Source organism: Streptomyces sp. NPDC001401, from assembly GCF_042895385.1.
Lineage (GTDB): Bacteria > Actinomycetota > Actinomycetes > Streptomycetales > Streptomycetaceae > Streptomyces.
Genome location: NZ_JBIAWI010000002.1, coordinates 787069 through 805372 on the forward strand (window position 1 = coordinate 787069; position 18304 = coordinate 805372).

An 18304-nucleotide genomic window follows, 5' to 3' on the forward strand; every position below is an offset into this window, starting at 1 on the left:
GGCCACGTGGTGAGGGATATAACAACGGCCAGGCATGGATAAATTCAAAGCGCCGGTGAATGAATAGCTCGCTACGGCAGCAGTCCCGCCCGGCGGGCCGCAACCACCGCCTCGCCACGCGTGTGAGCCCCGAGCTTCCGCATCGCCGACCGCAGGTACCCCTTGACCGTCTCGGCCCGCAGACCGAGCCGCTCGGCGGCGACCGCGTTCGTGGCCCCCGCCGCCACACAGGCCAGCACGTCCAGCTCACGAGGGGCCAGGCCCACTCCGTCAGCCTGCGCCCTCGGGGCCAGCAGCCCGCACACGCCGAGCAGTTCCGCCCGCAGTGCCGGGTCCGCGATCCGCGGCGCCAGCGCCCGCAGGGCCGCGTGGGCCTCGCGCACCTGCTCCCAGGCGGCAGCCCCCGCCGGATCCCGGTCCGGCTCGGCGCGGGCGGCCGCGGCCAGCAGTCCCCGCGCCTCGTCCCCGACGGCCAGCGCCTGTTCCACGTCCCGCGCGGCCTCCATCGCCGCGCCCAGGGTCCGGTCGCCGAGCGGCTGCGCCGTGCGCAGGGCGCCGTACAACACGCCCCGCACCCGGCGCCGTACGACCACCGGCACCGCGAGGATCGAGTGCAGCCCCTCCATGGCGACCGGGATGTCGTACTCGTGGCTGATCTGCTGCGACGAGGAGTAGTCCGTCACCGCGCACGGCCGGGCGAGCGCGACCGCCCGGCCGCCCAGGCCGTTGCCGGAGGTCACCGGGAGTCCGCTCAGTGCGGGTGTCTCGGTGCCGCTGAGTTCGCTGATACGCATGTGCCGGCGCCCCGGCTCCACCAGGCCGCCGAAGGCGACCGGGAGCCCGGTGGTGCGCCGCAGCCGTACCAACGCGCCTCGTATCTCGACCGCTCCGGCCGCATCTGCTGTCACCTGCTTGCCCTTCCCCTGCAGCGCACACCCCCGTTCGGGGGTAGTGAGACCTGCATCACGGATTACACGATGGCAGAGAGCCGCCCGGCAATGGTCCGGTGATGAGGAGGATTCGATGACGACGGCGACGGAGCTCTTCCGCAGTGCGCGGGACTTCCTGCTGGAGCACCGCGAGGACTACGCGAAGGCGTACGAGGGTTTCAGCTGGCCCCGCCCCGAGCGTTTCAACTGGGCGCTCGACTGGTTCGACGTCATCGCCGACGGCAACGACCGGACCGCCCTGCACATCGTCGAGGAGGACGGGACCGAGGTCCGGGTCTCGTTCGCGGAGATGTCCGACCGCTCCGACCGGGTGGCGAACTGGCTGCGCGAGCGCGGCGTCCGCGCCGAGGACCGCATCCTGGTCATGCTCGGCAACCAGGCCGAGCTGTGGGAGACGGCCCTCGCGGCGATGAAGCTGCGCGCCGTCGTCATCCCGGCCACCCCGCTGCTCGGCCCCGCCGACCTGCGCGACCGCGTCGACCGAGGCCGCGTCCGGCATGTGCTCGTACGGGCGGAGGACACCGGCAAGTTCGACGAGGTGCCCGGCAGGTACACGCGCATCGCGGTGGGCGGGGCCCCCGAGGGCTGGCAGGCGTACGAGGACGCGTACGCCGCCTCCGCCGACTTCACACCGGACGGCCCGACCCAGGCCGACGACCCGCTGATGCTGTACTTCACCTCGGGCACCACCGCCCGCCCCAAGCTGGTCGAGCACACCCACACCTCGTACCCGATCGGCCACCTGGCGACCCTGTACTGGATCGGCCTCAAGCCCGGCGACGTACACCTCAACATCTCCTCGCCCGGCTGGGCCAAGCACGCCTGGTCGAACCTGTTCGCCCCGTGGAACGCGGAGGCGACGGTCTTCATCCACAACTACACCCGCTTCGACGCGGGCCGGCTGATGGCCGAGATGGACCGGGCCGGGGTGACCACCTTCTGCGCCCCGCCCACCGTATGGCGCATGCTCATCCAGGCCGACCTGACCCAGCTGCGCACCCCGCCCCGCGAGGTCGTGGCGGCGGGCGAGCCCCTGAACCCCGAGGTCATCGAGCAGGTGCGGCGGGTCTGGGGCGTCACCATCCGGGACGGCTTCGGACAGACCGAGACGGCCGTCCAGGTCGCCAACAGCCCGGGGCAGGAGCTCAAGACCGGCTCGATGGGGCGGCCGAGCCCGGGATACCGGGTCGAGCTGCTGGACCCGGTGACGGGTGCCCCGGGCGCCGCCGAGGGCGAGATCGCCCTCGATCTGTCGGTGCAGCCCGTCGGCCTGATGACCGGCTACCACGGCGCCCCGGACCGTACGGCGGAGGCGATGGCCGGCGGTTACTACCGCACCGGCGACATCGGCTCGCGGGACGCCGACGGCTACATCACATACGTGGGGCGAGCCGATGACGTGTTCAAGGCGAGTGACTACAAGATCTCCCCGTTCGAGCTGGAGAGCGCCCTGCTGGAGCACCCGGCCGTGGCCGAGGCGGCCGTTGTGCCCGCCCCGGACGAGCTGCGGCTGGCCGTCCCCAAGGCGTACGTCGTCCTCGCCGAGGGCTGGCAGCCGGGCCCCGACACCGCGAAGGTGCTGTTCGAGCACTCCCGCGAGGTCCTCGCCGCGTACAAGCGCATCCGCCGTCTGGAGTTCGGGCCGCTGCCCAAGACCGTCTCGGGCAAGATCCGCCGGATCGAGCTGCGCGAGGCGACCGCCGCGGGCTCGGCCGAGGAGTACCGCGAGGAGGACTTCCGATGACCTCGCAGTGGTCGTACACACACGGCACGAGCGGCACCACCCTGCTCGGCGACACGATCGGCGCCAACCTCGACCGGGCCGTGGCGAGCTGGCCGGACCGCGAGGCGCTCGTGGACGTGCCGTCCGGGCGGCGCTGGACGTACGCCCAGTTCGGCGCGGACGTCGAGGAGCTGGCGCAGGCGCTGGTGGCCGGCGGGGTCGCCAAGGGCGACCGGGTGGGCATCTGGGCGATCAACTGCGCCGAGTGGGTCCTGGTCCAGTACGCCACCGCCCGCATCGGCGCGATCATGGTGAACATCAACCCGGCCTACCGCACCCACGAGGTCGAGTACGTCCTCAATCAGGCCGGCATCTCGCTGCTCTTCGCCTCCCTCAGCCACAAGACGAGCGACTACCGGGCGATGGTCGAGCAAGTGCGGGGCAGGTGCCCCGAGTTGCGCGAGGTCGTGTACATCGGCGACCCGAGCTGGCAGGAACTGCTCCGGCGTGGCACCCCCGACGTCTCCTACGAGGCGCTGTCCTGCGACGACCCCATCAACATCCAGTACACCTCGGGCACGACGGGCTTCCCCAAGGGGGCCACCCTCTCCCACCACAACATCCTCAACAACGGTTATTTCGTGGGCGAGTTGATCGCCTACACCGAGCAGGACCGGATCTGCATCCCGGTGCCCTTCTACCACTGCTTCGGCATGGTTATGGGCAACCTGGCCGCGACCTCGCACGGTGCGTGCATGGTGATCCCGGGGCCGTCCTTCGACCCGAAGGCGACGTTGGAGGCCGTCCAGCAGGAGCGCTGCACCTCTCTCTACGGCGTCCCGACCATGTTCATCGCGGAGCTGAACCTCGCCGACTTCGCGAGCTACGACCTCTCCACCCTGCGCACCGGCATCATGGCGGGCTCGCCCTGCCCGGTCGAGGTCATGAAGCGGGTGGTCGCCGAGATGCACATGGCGGAGGTCTCCATCTGCTACGGCATGACGGAGACGTCCCCGGTCTCCCTCCAGACCCGCAGGGACGACGACCTGGAACACCGCACCGGAACGGTCGGCCGGGTCCTCCCGCACATCGAGGTGAAGATCGTCGACCCGGCGACCGGCGTGACCCAGCCCCGGGGCGAGGCAGGCGAGTTGTGCACCCGCGGCTACAGCGTGATGCTCGGCTACTGGAACGAGCCCGAGAAGACCGCCGAGGCCGTCGACCCCGGCCGCTGGATGCACACCGGGGACCTGGCCCTGATGCGCGAGGACGGCTATGTCGAGATCGTCGGCCGCATCAAGGACATGATCATCCGGGGCGGCGAGAACATCTACCCGCGCGAGATCGAGGAGTTCCTCTACGGCCACCCGAAGATCGCGGACGTCCAGGTCGTGGGCGTACCGCACGAGCGCTACGGCGAGGAGGTCCTCGCCTGCGTCATCCCGCGCGACCCGGCCGACCCGCCGACCCTGCAGGACGTGCGCGCCTTCTGCGAGGGACAGCTGGCCCACTACAAGGTACCGAGCAGGGTGCAGATCCTGGAGGCCTTTCCGATGACGGTGTCCGGGAAGGTCCGGAAGATCGAACTGCGGGAGAAGTACGGCGTCTGAGGACGACCGTGTGTGACGCCACCGGAGCTCAGCTGCCGGTGGCGTCCAGTTCGTCGGCGAGGCTGTTCACCGGCTGGGGCGTGCCCGTGAGGTCGAGGACGAAGAGCGGGACGCCGAGGGTGTCCGCGCGGGTGCGGGCGTCGGTGGCGTAGCCGGCCAGGGAGAAGTAGACACAGGCCGCCGACTCCGTCATGGCGGTCAGCCACAGGCACTCCACGTCCCGCAGCGAGGCCGGGCGTACGGTCGGGTCGACCTGGGCCAGCAGGCCGCGGGCGGCGATGCCGATGCCGGACGGGGGCCGCTGGTCGGCCCGGCGGATGTCCCGGTAGCCGAGCCAGCGCAGATACACGGCGGCGGCCGTCACCGCGTCCCGGGCGGTGCGGATGGTGACGGGCTGGAAGGGCAGACGGCGCTTCGGCGGGGCCGGTGCGACCTCTGTGCTCACCTCTGCCGTGGCCGTCTGCCCGGCCACCGCGATCCGCAGCACCGTCCCGCACGGGCAGCCCAGCTCGGGGCGCGGCCACTGGTCCCGGCGGCCGCAGGAGCCGCACTGCAGAGTGACCCAGTCCTCCGCCCAGGCCCGATGGGTGACGGCCGTCGCCGTCCCGTGCCGGTCCAGCGGCGGGGCGACCGGCGCCCCGCATGTGCACGGATACGACGGCGCCGCATACAGGTGCTCGCGCCGGCAGGCCGGACAGCGCACCGAGACGCTCTCTGACATGGCCCACATCGTCCTCCAGCGGGCCCCCGCTTGTCCGTCTCTTGACGGCCTTCCCCTGCCCACTTACATTGCTTCCAGATAGTAGAAACTAGTTTCCGAAATGTGGAAACTAAACAGGGAAGTCGATTACGGAAGAGCTCACCGCGGGGCGCGACGGGAGTGCTAGTCCGACAGCCGAAGCAGGAGTACTCGATGGCACGTATGACCGCTGCCCGCGCGGCAGTTGAGATCCTCAAGCGCGAGGGCGTCACCAACGCGTTCGGTGTGCCCGGCGCGGCGATCAACCCCTTCTACGCGGCGCTCAAGGCCTCCGGCGGCATCAACCACACCCTCGCCCGCCATGTCGAGGGCGCCTCGCACATGGCCGAGGGGTACACGAGGACCCACCCGGGCAACATCGGTGTCTGCATCGGCACCTCCGGCCCGGCCGGCACCGACATGATCACCGGGCTGTACTCCGCCACCGGCGACTCCATCCCGATCCTGTGCATCACGGGCCAGGCCCCGACCGCCGTGATCCACAAAGAGGACTTCCAGGCCGTCGACATCGCCTCGATCGCCAAGCCGGTCGCGAAAATGGCGGTCACGGTGCTCGAGGCCGCACAGGTTCCGGGCGTCTTCCAGCAGGCCTTCCACCTCATGCGCTCCGCCCGCCCCGGCCCGGTCCTCATCGACCTGCCGATCGACGTGCAGCTCACCGAGATCGAGTTCGACCCGGAGACCTACGAGCCCCTCCCGGTCTACAAGCCGGCCGCGACCCGCGCCCAGATCGAGAAGGCGATCGGGCTGCTGAACGAGTCCGAGCGGCCGCTGATCGTCGCGGGCGGCGGTGTCATCAACGCCGACGCGGCCGAACTCCTCGTCGAGTTCGCCGAGTTGACGGGCACCCCGGTGGTCCCGACCCTCATGGGCTGGGGCGTCCTGCCCGACGACCACGAGCTGAACGCCGGCATGGTCGGCCTGCAGACCTCGCACCGCTACGGCAACGCGACCTTCCTGGAGTCCGACTTCGTCCTGGGCATCGGCAACCGCTGGGCCAACCGCCACACCGGCAAGCTCGACGTCTACACGGCCGGCCGCAAGTTCGTCCACGTCGACATCGAGCCCACCCAGATCGGCAAGATCTTCGCCCCGGACTACGGCATCGCCTCCGACGCGCGGGCCGCGCTGGAGCTGTTCGTCGAGGTGGCAAGGGAGTTGAAGGCGGAAGGCAGGCTCCCCGACCGTTCGGCCTGGGCGGCCTCGGCCCAGGAGAAGAAGGCGACTCTCCAGCGCCGTACGCACTTCGACGACATCCCGATCAAGCCGCAGCGCGTCTACGAGGAGATGAACAAGGCGTTCGGTCCCGAGACGCGGTACGTCTCGACGATCGGTCTGTCCCAGATCGCCGGCGCCCAGATGCTGCACGTCTTCAAGCCGCGCCACTGGATCAACTGCGGCCAGGCGGGCCCCCTCGGCTGGACCATCCCGGCCGCGCTAGGCGTCGCGAAGGCCGACCCGGAGGCGCAGGTCGTCGCCCTCTCCGGCGACTACGACTTCCAGTTCATGATCGAGGAACTGGCGGTCGGCGCGCAGCACAGGATCCCGTACGTCCACGTCCTCGTGAACAACGCCTACCTGGGCCTGATCCGGCAGGCGCAGCGGGCGTTCGACATCGACTTCCAGGTCAAGCTGGAGTTCGAGAACATCAACTCGCCCGAGCTCGGCGTCTACGGCGTCGACCACGTCAAGGTCGCCGAGGGTCTGGGCTGCAAGGCGATCCGGGTGACCGACCCGGCCGAACTGGGCGCGGCCTTCGAGCAGGCCAAGAAGCTCGCCGCCGAGTTCCAGGTGCCGGTCGTCGTCGAGGCGATCCTGGAGCGCGTCACCAACATCTCCATGTCGACCACCAACGACATCAGCAACGTCGTCGAGTTCGAGGAGATCGCGACCGAGCCGGGGCACGCCCCGACATCGATCAAGACGCTGAAGGTCTGACACATCCGACACAGCAGTCGGCGAGGGGCGATCCAACCGGGGGTTGGGTCGCCCCCTTTGTGCTGTTCACAGGCGCCCGCCGGCTCCGGCATGCTCTGGCGCATGCGGATGACGGTTCCCACGGCGCTCGGTGATGTCGCCGTGCGCTGCGAAGGCCCGCCCGACGGGCCCGCCCTGCTGCTCCTGCACGCCAATCCGGGTGACGGCCGGGACTACGACGCGGTCCTGCCCGCCCTGGCCGACCACCACCGTGTCTTCGTCGTGGACTGGCCCGGCTACGGCGACTCGACCGCGTCCGACCCCCGGCAGGTGACCCCCGAGGGGCTCGTGACCGTCGCCGAGCAGGTCGTGGACGCACTGGACACCGAAGGGCCGATCGCGGTGCTCGGCAACAGTGTCGGCGGATACGTGGCCTGCCGGCTCGCCGAGGGCCGGCACGCGGCGCGGGTGGCTGCCCTCGTCCTGGTCGACCCTGCGGGGTTCACTGCGCAGAACGTCCTGACCCGCTGGTTCTGTCGCGAGGTCATGGGCCGGGAGGCGGTGGCCCGGCACCTCGTGGTTCCGCTGGCCCGCGCCTACCTGGGCGGTCTGCGCACACCGAGCGCCCGGGCCACGTACACGCGGGCGCGCGCACTGCCGTACGACAAACGGCGGCTGGCGGTCCACTGCGCGGTGTGGCGGGGCTTCGCGGGCCCGGAGTTCGGGCTGCGGAACCCCGGCGGCATCGCCGTACCGGTTCTGCTTCTGTGGGGGAGGCGCGACCCGGTCGTGCCCGCCTTCCTGGACGGCCGCCGGGCCCGCCGCGGCCTTCCCGCCCACACGGTGAGCGTGCTGCTGCCCACGGCCCACGAGCCGTACAACGAACGGCCGGACCTGTTCCTGCAGCACACGCTGGCGTTCCTGAAACGCTGAACGGGGCCCGCCGCCCCCGTGTCGGCGGGCCCCGCGTGACGTGAATATGCCCGCGTCCGGGGGCCGTTGAAGCCTCTTGAACCATGTTCAGAGCAGGATTTGAGGTTTGCGTAGACGTCCTACGTCCTCAGGCGTACATGCGTGGTCATGTCATGTCAGGTCTGTTCGTGGTGCTCGGACAGCCCCGGCCAGTCGTCCGGGCCGCCGCCCTGCCACTCGATGAGATCGCTTCCTTCTACGTCGGTGACGTACAGGTCGGCCAGCCGCAGGATCTCGCCGACGTCGTCGACGTGCGTGGCGATCCCCAGCGTCTCGTCTCCCTCCGTGACCCGCCGGGAGCCGTCCAGGGCCGGCGAGTGCACCACGATGTGCGGATGCTCCGTTGGATGTGCCATGCCTTCAGCGTCCTGCGGGCCGCGCCGATCCGCACCCCCACGAACGCCGAGCAGCGCCGGATGCGGGACCGTCCGCATCCGGCGCTGCTCAGCCGGTGAGGTATTCGGTTGTGGCCGTCCGGCGGTGCGAGGCTGGGCGCGACAGGACGTTCGCGCCGCCGGACGGAGTCTGTGGGCCGTACAGAAGATGGCTGGGACCGCGGTGGCTGCGACGGAACCGGCGGCGTCCCTCCCTCAGGTCGAGAAGGGCGCCTCGGAACCTTCACCACCGCACTGGCTCGCACGCCGCCGCGGTCCCGGTCCTGCCCGGACGCCGCTGGACCACCCCTCATCCGGGTCCAACGCCGTCACGGGCGGCTCGAGTCGAGGCTCAGTCCTCGCGCAGGGCGCGGACCGCCTCCTCCACACGCCTGCCGTACTCCGGGTCGGCAGCGTGGAAGTGGGCCAGGTTCTTCTCGATCACGTCGTCGCGCGAGACCTGCGAGAGGCCGCCGGCGATGTTGGCGATCAGGCGGGACTTCTCGTCCGCGGACATCAGGCGGTACAGCTCGCCCGCCTGGAAGAAGTCGTCGTCCTTGGTGTGCAGCGGGGCCTCGTGGGTGCCGGTGTGGCCGGTCAGCGCCAGCGGGGCCGCCAGGGGGCGGCCGGTCTCCACCGGGCCGTCGTACGAGTTCGGCTCGTAGTTCTTCGCCGCCCGGCCCTGGGAGTTGGTCGCCATGAAACCGTCGCGGCCGTAGTTCTGCGCGGTCGTTGCCTTCGGGGCGTTGACGGCCAGCAGGGTGTGGTTGACGCCCAGGCGGTAGCGGTGGGCGTCCGCGTAGGCGAACAGGCGGCCCTGGAGCATCTTGTCGGGGGAGGGGCCGATGCCCGGCACGAAGTTGTTCGGGGAGAACGCGGCCTGCTCGACCTCCGCGAAGACGTTGTCCGGATTGCGGTCCAGGACCAGTCGGCCCACGCGCTGCAGCGGGAAGTCCTTGTGCGGCCACACCTTGGTGAGGTCGAAGGGGTTGAAGCGGTAGTCCGCAGCCTCGGCCGCGGGCATGATCTGCACGTACAGCGTCCAGGACGGGTTCACGCCCCGCTCGATCGCCTGCAGCAGGTCCGTCTGGTGCGAGTTGGCGTCCTTGCCCGCGATCTCCGCGGCCTGCTCGGACGACAGGCTGCGGACGCCCTGGTTGGTCTTGAAGTGGTACTTGACGAAGAAGGCCTCGCCCTGGGCGTTCGTCCACTGGTAGGTGTGCGAGCCGTAGCCGTTCATGTGGCGGTACGACGCCGGGATGCCGCGGTCGCCCATCAGCCAGGTCACCTGGTGGGTGGCCTCGGGGGCGTGCGCCCAGAAGTCCCAGACGTTGTCCGGCTCCTGCTTGCCGGTGAACGGGTCGCGCTTCTGCGAGTGGATGAAGTCCGGGAACTTGATCGGGTCCTTGATGAAGAACACCGGGGTGTTGTTCCCGACGAGGTCGTAATTGCCCTCTTCCGTATAGAACTTGACCGCGAAACCGCGCGGGTCGCGGACCGCGTCCGCACCGCCCAGCGAGTCGGCCACGGTCGAGAAGCGCAGGAAGACCTCGGTGCGCCTGCCGACCGTGCTCAGGAAGTCGGCGTACGTGAACCCGGTGACGTCGTCCGTCACCTCGAAGTAGCCGTACGCGCCCGAGCCGCGGGCGTGCACCACGCGCTCCGGGATGCGCTCGCGGTTGAAGCGCGCCAGCTTCTCCAGGAGGTGCTGGTCCTGGAGGAGGAGGGGGCCGCCGATGCCGGCGGAGGCGGAATTCTGGTTGTCGGCGACCGGGGCGCCGGACTCGGTCGTGAGCACGCGCTTCGACATCGTGGACCTTCCGTGCGGGTGTCAGCGGAAACCTGTTTCCGCTTTGTGGAGCCTAGAAGTGGGGCGATCTGGACGTCAACAGTTTGTTGAAGTTGATTCCGGCCGGCACCGCCGCCTGGGCGCGACAGGACAGATGTCAGCGGCGGCGCCGACCGGAAGTCTGGGGTGCGTCAGACCTGGGCGCCGGAGAGGCGCTCCACGGCCCGCAGCAGGGCCGAGTGGTCCAGGCCGCCGTCGCCCTGCGCACGCAGGCTGGCGACCAGCTGGGCGACCACGGCACCGACGGGCAGCGCGGCACCGACATTGCGGGCGGCGTCGGTGACGATGCCCATGTCCTTGTGGTGCAGGTCGATCCGGAAGCCCGGCTTGAAGTCGCGGGCGAGGAAGTTGTCCTTCTTCCGCGTCAGCACGGTCGAGCCGGCCAGGCCGCCGTTGAGGACGTCGAGGGCAGCCTTCAGGTCCACGCCGGACTTCTCCAGGAAGACCACGGCCTCGGCGCACGCCTGGATGTTCACGGCGACGATCAGCTGGTTGGCGGCCTTCACGGTCTGCCCCGAGCCGTGCGGACCGCACAGCACGATGGTCTTGCCGAGCGCTTCGAGGATCGGCTTCGCGAGGTCGAAGTCGGCCTGCTCGCCGCCGACCATGATCGACAGTACGGCCTCGATCGCGCCGGCCTCACCGCCGGACACCGGCGCGTCCAGCACGCGGATGCCCTTGTCCTTCGCGGCCTTCGCCAGGTCGACCGAGGTCTGCGGGGTGATCGAGGACATGTCGATCAGCAGCGCACCGGAGCGCGCGTTCTCCAGGATGCCGTCGGGGCCGTAGGCGATCGCCTCGACCTGCGGCGACGCGGGCACCATCGTGACGATCACGTCGGCGTCCCGCACGGCCTCGGCGATGGACCCGGCCGCGCTGCCACCGGCGGCGGCCAGGCGGTCCAGCTTGTCCTGCTCCAGGGTGAAGCCGGTGACGTCGTAACCCGCCTTGATCAGGTTCTCGGACATGGGGGAGCCCATGATGCCGAGGCCGATCCAGGCAATCGCCGGGCGGGTCGGGTGGGAAGAGTCTGCGAGGGTGCTCATGATGGGGGTACCTCTCTGAACTGCGGTGCTACGTCTATGAATTGGCGCCGAGCGGCACTTCTTGGCGTCGGTCGGCAAAATCCAGCCCGTCCGGCGTTTGAGGACGAGGCCCCTTCAGGGCCGAAGCGGGGGTCCGGGGGCGGCAGCCCCTGGCAGGGGTGCCGTCAGCGTGCAGCGCGCTGCTCCACCGGCAGCCAGTCGAAGGACTCCGCACTCGGGCGGTCACCCGGCTTGTACTCGAGGCCGACCCACCCCTCGTAACCCGCCTTGGTCAGCTGCTCCAACAGCTCCCCCAGCGGCAGCGCCCCCGTGCCCGGTGCTCCGCGGCCCGGGTTGTCGGCGATCTGGACGTGGCCGGTCTTCGCCGCGTACTGCTCGATCACCGACGGGAGGTCCTCGCCGTTCATGGACAGGTGGTAGAGGTCCATGAGGAACTTTGCGTTGCCGAGGCCGGTCGCGGCGTTGACCTTGTCCACGATGCCGACGCCGGCCGGCGCGCTCACCAGCGGGTAGAGCGGCGACTCCGGCTTGTTGAGGGTCTCGATCAGCAGGATCGCGCCGATGCGGTCGGCCGCCCGCGCCGCGAGGACCAGGTTCTCCAGGGCGAGCGCGTCCTGCTCGGCCGGGTCCACGCCCTCGACGCGGTTGCCGTACAGCGCGTTGAGCGCCTTGCAGCCCAGCGACTGGGCGAAGTCCGCGGCCACGCCGATGTTGGCGCGGAACTTCTCCGACTCCTCGCCCGGGATCGACAGGGCGCCGCGGTCGGGCCCGGGGAGCTGCCCGGCGTAGAAGTTCAGGCCCGTGAGCTGGACGCCCGCGTCCTCGATCGCCTTCTTCAGGGCGTCGAGCTCGGACTGCTCGGGGGTGGGGGAGTCGACCCAGGGCCACCACAGCTCGACCGCGGTGAAGCCCGCCGCGGCGGCGGCCGCGGGGCGCTCCAGGAGCGGGAGTTCCGTGAAGAGGATCGACAGGTTGACGTTGAAGCGCTGGTCGTCGAATCCCATTGGGGTCGGCGCTCCCTTCCTGCTGATGGCTGTATTCCGTATTGCGGAAGTTGGTTTCTGCTTAATGGAAGACTGCCTGTGGCGGGGGAGGCCTGTCAAGAGCGCGCGCACAAAAATGCCCCCGCGCCAAATGCGCGGGGGCAGGTCGAAGGGGCTGATCAGAGTGCGTCCACGGCGCTCACCTTCCAGCCCTCGGACGTACGGCTCATCGTCATCCGCACCCGGTTCAGATCCAGCCGTGAGCCCGAGACCTGGGTACTCTGCGTGACCTGGTTGACGAAGAGCAGGACCGTGACCTTGTCCGGCGACGCCGAGGCGACGGACGCCGCGGGGACGGTCGCCTTCACCACCCCGTGGTACTTCTTCGCCGTCGGCCCGACCACCGTCGCCGTGGTCTTCCCGTACTGGTCCCGGAAGTGCCCGGTCAGCAGCGTGCGGGCCCGGGCGAAGTCCCGGTCCAGATGCCGGTAGTCGTACGACAGCACGACCGGCGCCGCCTTCCGCGCGGCCGCAAGCGCCTGCGACCGGGCGCTCTCCGCCTCCCGTCCCTGCCCGTACTGCCATCCGAGCATGGCGGTGGCGACCACAGCCGCCACCAGGACAACACCCAGTACCGCGGTGAGCAGCCGCCGCCCGGACCGGGGCGGGGGTGCGCTTCCCTCCGGCTCCGCCAAGGTGTCCGGGTCCTGTTCCAGCGGCTCCGGCGACGGCTCCGGCAGGTCGTCCCAGCCGTCCGGGGCCGACGGCTCGGCCCGCTTCAGGTACTCCACCCGCTTGGCGCGCTTGGCCGCCGCGCGGGCCGCCGCGCTCATCGTGCGGGTTCGGGTGGTCGGGTTCGCCATGGTCGTACTCCTCACTGGGGGCGGGTCAGCCCACGAACTCGACGTCGGACGTCAGCCAGCGCCCGCCCCGGTACACCAGGTCGAGCTGCAGCCGGTAGGTGCGCGCCTCCCCATTGGGCACGGCGGTGTTGGTGACCTTGCTGTCGGCGACCACCAGGACGCGGGCCGAGCGCGCGTCGGAGCGGACGATGCCGGCGTCCAGGACCTGCCCCTCGGACACGGACTTGTTCTCGGCGACGAGCTTGGTCAGCTGTGCCGTCTGCGCGGTGAACTGCTTCTTGAAGTCGCCGGTGGCGCCCTTGAGCACGTTCCCGCTGTCCCGGTCGTAGTGCCGGTAGTCGAGCGAGGTGAAGTTCAGCGCCGACTGGCGGGCCGCGCCCAGGATGTCCTGGCGGCGCATCTCCGTCTCGTGCCGGTCGTAGAGGCTCATGCCCAGCCAGAGGGAGACCGCGCTGGTCAGGACCGTCGCCACGACGAGTCCGACCGTGAGCGCCCTCCCGCTCAGGCCATCGGTCCAACGAGCAGCCATTGCCACGACTCCTTTCCGAACACCGTCTGCTGGCCGCCCGTCGAGCCGATCTCGACGGGCCTTCCGTCCGGGCCGGTCGCGGTGCCGGTCTCCGGGTCGTACGGCGTGACGTACGCCGCCTGGTTCGCGCCGCCGGACGCCGCGCCGGGGGCGTTCTGTGCGCCCCGCACCGAGGTCTTGCCGCCGCGCGGGGCCGTGCAGTGCGCGTCGGTGTTCGCCTGGCGCCTGCTGGTGTCCGAGGGGTCGCGCCAGGTGGTGCCGTATCCCTGGGTGCACGGCGGCGGGTCGCCGGCGTTCACCACCAGCCCGAAGTGGGTGGTGCCGTCGCCCGGGACGACCGTGTAGCTGCCCGCGACCAGTGCCGGGAAGGTGACGAGGGCCTGCTCGACGCCGGGCAGGTGCGCCCGTGTGACCTGGCCGCCGCTGATCAGGTTGGCCAGCAGGACCGACAGCCCGGGGCCGGTCGACTTCAGCAGCGAGTCGACCTGCTGCCCGGCCGGTGTCGCGTTGCCGATCACCTTGCGCAGGTCTCCGTCGCTCGCCTTCAACTGCGCGGTGAGCGCGGCCAGATCGTGCGCGAACGACTTGATGGACGAGCCCTGGTCGGCCTGTGTCTTCAGGACCTTCCGCGAGTCCTCGATCAGCGAGATCGTCTCCGGCAGGGACTCGGACGCCGACTCCACGAGTGCGTTGCCCGAGTCCACCAGGCGGCTCAGGTTCGGTCCGGTGCCGTCGAAGGCCTTGCCCAACTCGTCGACGGTGACCCGCAGATCGTCCTTGCCGACCGAGTTCACCAGCCGGTCCAGGCTGAGGACCAGCTCCGTGGTGGGCAGCGGCACGCGCGTGCTGCCGCGCGGGATGGCGCTGCCGTCGAGGAGATACGGGCCGTGGGAGGTGCGCGGCTGCAGATCGACGTACTGCTCGCCCACCGCCGAACGGTCCGCCACCACGGCCAGGGTGTCCGCCGGGATGCGCGGCGCCCCGTCCTTGATGTCGAGGGCGACCGAGACGCCCCCGGCGCCGCTCAGCCGCAGCGCGCCGACCTTGCCCACGGGCACCCCGCGGTAGGTGACCTCGGCGCCGGGGAAGATGCCCCCGGAGTCGGCGAAGTCGGCCCGCACGGTGTAGCCGCGGCCCAGGACGTCGTCCACCAGGCCGGTGTACTCGGCGCCGACGTACGACACCCCGACCGCGGTGACGGCGGCGAAGGCCAGCAGCTGCGCCTTGACCGTACGAGTGATCACGGCTGGACCCCCTTCAGCATCAGCTCGGCGAGCGCGAGGTCGATGCCCTCGGGCGGCTTCGCTCCGGTGGAGTAGCTGCTCGTGCACACCGGCGGACACAGCGGCCCGCCGCCGCCCGAGGGAGCCGACGGCACCGAAGGGGACGACGGCAGGCTCGGTGTGCTCGGCAGCGGGGTCGGCGTCGGGACGCTCGGCAGATCCGGGAGGCCCGGTGCGGCGGAAGTGCCGGGCGCAGGTGAAGCGCCGTTGCCCCCGCCGGAGTTGCTGCCCGCCGTGTTCCCGTAGAAGTCCGCCAGATTGAGATCCGCGGTGAGGTGCAGGTTGACGTAGTCGCCCTTGACGGCGTCCACGGCGTTGCGCGGGAACGGGTAAGTGGTCAGCAGCTCAAGGGAGTTGGGCAGATCGCTGCCCGACTTGTTCAGCTGCTGCAGAATCGGGCGGAGCTTCTTGAGATTCGCAACCGTGTCGTCGTGCGAGGCGTCGACCACCTTGGTGCCCGCCTTGCCGAGTTTCGACAGGGCGGTGAGCATCTTTGTCAGGTTGCGCCGCTGGTCGGCCAGGACCTTCAGTGCGGGCGGCATCGTGTCGACGGCCGCGGCGATGGTCTTCTTCTCCTTGCCGAGCCGCCCCGCGAGCCGGTCGACGGCCTTGATCGCGCGGATGATGTCCGCCTTCTGCTCGTCCAGTCCGCCGACGAACGTGTTCAGCTCCGTCAGCAGCGACCGGACCCGGTTCTCCCGGCCGTCCAGGGCCTTGTTCAGCTCGACGGTGATCGTCTTGAGCTGGGCGACTCCACCGCCGTTGAGCAGGGCGGACAGTGCGGAGAGCACCTCCTCGACCTCCGGGTTGCGGCCGCTGCGGGAGAGCGGGATGCGGTCGCCGTCGCGGAGCCGGCCCACGGGTGCCGTGCCCGTCGGGGCGGCGAGCGCCACGTACTTCTCGCCGAGCAGGCTGGTCTGCCGCAGCTCGGCGACCGCGTTCGCGGGCAGCTTCACCGAGTCGGCGACCCGCAGCCGCACGCGCGCGTGCCAGCCGGCCAGCTCCACCTTCTCCACCGCGCCCACGGTGACGTCGTTCACCTTCACCGCCGACTGCGGCACCAGGTCGAGAACGTCACGGAAGTCGACGGTGACGTGGTAGGCGTGTCCGTCGTCGGCGGCACCGCCGGGCAGCGGGACGTCGTACCAGCCGTTGAACTCGCAGCCGGACAGCAGCAGCGAACCGGCCGCCGCCCAGGCGAGTGCCCCGCCCTTGCGTCGTCTGCTCATGCGCTCGCCCCCAGGATCCCGCCGAGCGTCCTGTCGACCGTGCCGGTCACGGCGGTGCCCTGCGTGGGCAGTGCGGGCAGGGAGTCGAAGAGTTTCTTCAGCTCCTTGCAGCTGGGGTTCTTGCCGCCCGTGTCGCCCGCCGTCCTGAGCAGGGAACACAGCAGCGAGGCCGGATCCTGCGCCTGCTGGGCGTTGTTGCGGGTGTCGAGGGTGCCGGAGGACGGGTTGTAGGCGTTGTTCAGGTTCGACAGGCCTGTGGGAGCTACCCGCAACAGCTCGTCCAGGGCGGCCCGTTGGGTGACGAGCACCTTGGTCACCTTGCTGAGGCCCTTCACGTCCGAGGTCAGCGAGTTCTTGTTGTTCTTCACGAAGGCGGAGACGTCGCCGAGCGCCGTCCCCAGGTTCGTGAGCGCGTCCGCGAGGTCCTGACGCTCGCCCGAGAGCTGCTGCGCGACCTCGGCGAGACTGGTGTTGAAGGACCGCACGCTCTTGTCGTCGGCCGCCAGCGCCGCGGTGAACACCTGCAGGTTCCGCACCGTGCCGAACAGGTCCTTACGCCCGTCGGAGAGTGTGGTGACCGCCTGCGACAGGTCCTGGACCGTCTGGTTGAGGTTCTTGCCCTGCCCGTCGAGGTTGTCCGCGCTCACCCCGAGCAGCCGGGAGAGGGAGCCGTCCTTGTTGGCGCCCTTGGGGCCCAGGGCGTCCGCCGTGGTGTGCAGGCTGTCGAAGATCCGGTCCAGTTCGACGGGTACGGCGGTGCGCTTCTCGGGGATGACGGCACCGCTGCGCATGACCGGACCCTTCCGGTAGACCGGCAGCAGCTGCACGTAACGGTCGCTGACCACCGAGGAGTTGATGATCGCCGCCTTGGCGTCGGCGGGGACCTTGCGCCCCCGGTCGTACTCCAGCTCCACCCGCACCCGGTCGCCCTCGGGCGTGATCCTCTTGACCTCGCCGATGCGGACGCCGAGGACGCGGACGTCCGAGCCGGGGTATATGCCGACGGTGCGCGGGAAGTACGCGGTGACGCGCACCGGCTCGGGTCGCGGCCACAGCACATAGGTGAGGGCGGCGACGAGGGCCAGCGCGGTGAGCACCGCGAGGCGTCTCTTCAGGCGCTTCACTGTGTGCCTCCCGTCCGCGGCACCACCGGAGCGGCGACCAGGTTCTGGACGTAGGAGTCGAACCATCGGCCGTTGCCCAGGGCGTTGGTGAAGACCCGCACATACGGCGCGAGCAGCTGCACGCTGCGGTCGAGGCTTGCCTGGTTGCGTTCGAGCATCTGCACCACACGCTTCAGGCCCTGCAGCGCGGGCCCGATCTCCTTCTCGTTGTCCTGGACCAGGCCGGAGAGCTCGATGCCGAGCGCGGCGGAGGTCTTGAGCAGCCTGTGGATCGCCTCGCGCCGCATGCGCACCTCTGTGAACAGCTTGTCGCCGTCCTTGACCAGGGCGGTGAAGTCCTTGGAGCGGTCGGCGAGTACGCCCGTCGTGCCGTTCGCGTGGTCGAGGAGCTCACCGAGGGCCTGGTCCCGGGACGCCACCGTGCGGGAGATCTCCGACAGTCCCTTGATGGACGCGCGCACTTCGGCGGGCGAGTCCTGGAAGGTGGCGGAAATGGTGTCCAGGGCCTTCGCCAGCCGCCCGGTGTCGACCTTCTCCGAGGTGGTGGTCAGGTCGCTGAACGCCTGCACGACGTCGTACGCCGGAACCGTGCGCCTCAGTGGGATCTCGCTGCCCGGCTTCAACTGGCCCGGCCCCTTGGGCTGCAGCGCGAGGTACTTCGCGCCGAGGATCGTCTTGACCCGGATCGACGCGCCGGTGTCGGTGCCGAAGCCCGGATCGCCCTTGACCTTGAAGGTGACCTTGACGTGGTCGCCGTCCAGGTCGACGCTCTCGATCCTGCCGACCTTCACCCCGGCGATGCGCACCTCGTCGCCGGGCTTGAGCCCGCCCGCCTCCGAGAAGGCCGCGCTGTACGTGTCTCCACCGCCGATGAACGGCAGGCTGTCGGCGTTGAACGCGGCCACGGTCAGCAGCGCGAGGACCGTGAGGCCAACGGCTCCGATGACGACCGGGTTGCGCTCTCGGAACGGGATCAGGCGGGGACGTCGAAGCCGTATGCGGGGCAGCCTGGGCGGATCGATGCGCACCTTCATCATCGGCTGCGGCTTGCGGGGACGGGGCGCCCGCCGAGGCAGCCGTGGCTTCGGCAGC

The 18304-nt window shown here is 70.2% G+C and carries 16 protein-coding genes; 4 read left to right on the forward strand and 12 right to left on the reverse strand.

Going from position 1 to position 18304, the window contains the following annotated elements; all coding sequences use genetic code 11:
- Positions 1-71 precede the first annotated feature (71 nt).
- Positions 72-908 (reverse strand): response regulator transcription factor, encoded by an 837-nt coding sequence (locus tag ACFY10_RS11085; protein WP_390664764.1) that lies wholly within the window; start codon positions 906-908, stop codon positions 72-74.
- Positions 909-1023: 115 nt separating this feature from the next.
- On the opposite strand from ACFY10_RS11085, the gene ACFY10_RS11090 reads away from it, so the two are divergent.
- Together ACFY10_RS11090 and ACFY10_RS11095 are read left to right on the forward strand one after the other, a co-directional pair.
- Complete coding sequence (locus ACFY10_RS11090; protein WP_390664765.1) at positions 1024-2694, forward strand: AMP-binding protein; 1671 nt, start codon at positions 1024-1026, stop codon at positions 2692-2694.
- Positions 2691-4283, forward strand: a complete 1593-nt coding sequence (locus ACFY10_RS11095) for an AMP-binding protein (protein ID WP_390664766.1) — start codon at positions 2691-2693, stop codon at positions 4281-4283. The genes ACFY10_RS11090 and ACFY10_RS11095 overlap by 4 nt, the downstream gene beginning before the upstream one ends.
- Before the next feature lie 28 nt (positions 4284-4311).
- Here the strand turns inward: ACFY10_RS11095 and ACFY10_RS11100 are convergent, their stop codons facing one another.
- On the reverse strand, positions 4312-5013 hold the full coding sequence (locus ACFY10_RS11100; protein WP_390664767.1) for a hypothetical protein: 702 nt from the start codon (positions 5011-5013) through the stop codon (positions 4312-4314).
- 183 nt (positions 5014-5196) lie between these two features.
- On the opposite strand from ACFY10_RS11100, the gene gcl reads away from it, so the two are divergent.
- Together gcl and ACFY10_RS11110 are read left to right on the forward strand one after the other, a co-directional pair.
- Positions 5197-6981, forward strand: coding sequence for a glyoxylate carboligase (gene gcl / locus ACFY10_RS11105; protein WP_390664768.1), 1785 nt, complete (start codon positions 5197-5199; stop codon positions 6979-6981).
- Positions 6982-7083: 102 nt separating this feature from the next.
- Positions 7084-7893: an alpha/beta fold hydrolase gene (locus tag ACFY10_RS11110; RefSeq protein WP_390664769.1), complete on the forward strand. Its 810-nt coding sequence runs from the start codon at positions 7084-7086 to the stop codon at positions 7891-7893.
- Positions 7894-8048: 155 nt separating this feature from the next.
- Here the strand turns inward: ACFY10_RS11110 and ACFY10_RS11115 are convergent, their stop codons facing one another.
- The 10 genes from ACFY10_RS11115 to ACFY10_RS11160 form a co-directional block, all read right to left on the reverse strand.
- Positions 8049-8288 carry a hypothetical protein gene (locus ACFY10_RS11115; RefSeq protein ID WP_275781315.1) on the reverse strand — a complete coding sequence of 80 codons (240 nt, stop codon included), beginning with the start codon at positions 8286-8288 and terminating at the stop codon, positions 8049-8051.
- A 370-nt stretch (positions 8289-8658) separates the two neighbouring features.
- Positions 8659-10116: a catalase gene (locus ACFY10_RS11120; protein WP_390664770.1), complete on the reverse strand. Its 1458-nt coding sequence runs from the start codon at positions 10114-10116 to the stop codon at positions 8659-8661.
- Positions 10117-10286: 170 nt separating this feature from the next.
- Positions 10287-11201 carry a 2-hydroxy-3-oxopropionate reductase gene (locus ACFY10_RS11125; protein ID WP_390664771.1) on the reverse strand — a complete coding sequence of 305 codons (915 nt, stop codon included), beginning with the start codon at positions 11199-11201 and terminating at the stop codon, positions 10287-10289.
- 164 nt (positions 11202-11365) lie between these two features.
- Positions 11366-12205 carry a TIM barrel protein gene (locus ACFY10_RS11130; RefSeq protein ID WP_390664772.1) on the reverse strand — a complete coding sequence of 280 codons (840 nt, stop codon included), beginning with the start codon at positions 12203-12205 and terminating at the stop codon, positions 11366-11368.
- Positions 12206-12363: 158 nt separating this feature from the next.
- Positions 12364-13047, reverse strand: coding sequence for a hypothetical protein (locus tag ACFY10_RS11135; protein ID WP_390664773.1), 684 nt, complete (start codon positions 13045-13047; stop codon positions 12364-12366).
- Positions 13048-13072: 25 nt separating this feature from the next.
- Positions 13073-13576 (reverse strand): hypothetical protein, encoded by a 504-nt coding sequence (locus ACFY10_RS11140; protein WP_390664774.1) that lies wholly within the window; start codon positions 13574-13576, stop codon positions 13073-13075.
- Positions 13549-14820 (reverse strand): MCE family protein, encoded by a 1272-nt coding sequence (locus ACFY10_RS11145; protein ID WP_390664775.1) that lies wholly within the window; start codon positions 14818-14820, stop codon positions 13549-13551. The genes ACFY10_RS11140 and ACFY10_RS11145 overlap by 28 nt, the downstream gene beginning before the upstream one ends.
- Entirely contained in the window at positions 14817-16088 is a 1272-nt protein-coding gene (locus ACFY10_RS11150) for an MCE family protein (RefSeq protein ID WP_390664776.1), read from the reverse strand. Before ACFY10_RS11150 ends, ACFY10_RS11145 begins: the two co-directional genes overlap by 4 nt.
- The gene (locus tag ACFY10_RS11155; RefSeq protein WP_390664777.1) at positions 16085-17212 is read right to left on the reverse strand and encodes an MCE family protein; all 1128 of its coding nucleotides are present in this window, start codon (positions 17210-17212) and stop codon (positions 16085-16087) included. The genes ACFY10_RS11150 and ACFY10_RS11155 overlap by 4 nt, the downstream gene beginning before the upstream one ends.
- Entirely contained in the window at positions 17209-18189 is a 981-nt protein-coding gene (locus ACFY10_RS11160; protein WP_390664937.1) for an MCE family protein, read from the reverse strand. The genes ACFY10_RS11155 and ACFY10_RS11160 overlap by 4 nt, the downstream gene beginning before the upstream one ends.
- Positions 18190-18304: the final 115 nt, after the last annotated feature.

What these genes read in the sequence shown, in the direction of transcription:
- ACFY10_RS11090 (WP_390664765.1), top strand. Translation starts at nt 1,024, where the DNA reads ATGACGACGGCGACGGAGCTCTTCCGCAGTGCGCGGGACTTCCTGCTG.
- ACFY10_RS11095 (WP_390664766.1), top strand. Translation starts at nt 2,691, where the DNA reads ATGACCTCGCAGTGGTCGTACACACACGGCACGAGCGGCACCACCCTG.
- ACFY10_RS11100 (WP_390664767.1), bottom strand. Translation starts at nt 5,013, where the DNA reads ATGTGGGCCATGTCAGAGAGCGTCTCGGTGCGCTGTCCGGCCTGCCGG.
- gcl (WP_390664768.1), top strand. Translation starts at nt 5,197, where the DNA reads ATGGCACGTATGACCGCTGCCCGCGCGGCAGTTGAGATCCTCAAGCGC.
- ACFY10_RS11110 (WP_390664769.1), top strand. Translation starts at nt 7,084, where the DNA reads ATGCGGATGACGGTTCCCACGGCGCTCGGTGATGTCGCCGTGCGCTGC.
- ACFY10_RS11115 (WP_275781315.1), bottom strand. Translation starts at nt 8,288, where the DNA reads ATGGCACATCCAACGGAGCATCCGCACATCGTGGTGCACTCGCCGGCC.
- ACFY10_RS11120 (WP_390664770.1), bottom strand. Translation starts at nt 10,116, where the DNA reads ATGTCGAAGCGCGTGCTCACGACCGAGTCCGGCGCCCCGGTCGCCGAC.
- ACFY10_RS11125 (WP_390664771.1), bottom strand. Translation starts at nt 11,201, where the DNA reads ATGAGCACCCTCGCAGACTCTTCCCACCCGACCCGCCCGGCGATTGCC.
- ACFY10_RS11130 (WP_390664772.1), bottom strand. Translation starts at nt 12,205, where the DNA reads ATGGGATTCGACGACCAGCGCTTCAACGTCAACCTGTCGATCCTCTTC.
- ACFY10_RS11135 (WP_390664773.1), bottom strand. Translation starts at nt 13,047, where the DNA reads ATGGCGAACCCGACCACCCGAACCCGCACGATGAGCGCGGCGGCCCGC.
- ACFY10_RS11140 (WP_390664774.1), bottom strand. Translation starts at nt 13,576, where the DNA reads ATGGCTGCTCGTTGGACCGATGGCCTGAGCGGGAGGGCGCTCACGGTC.
- ACFY10_RS11150 (WP_390664776.1), bottom strand. Translation starts at nt 16,088, where the DNA reads ATGAGCAGACGACGCAAGGGCGGGGCACTCGCCTGGGCGGCGGCCGGT.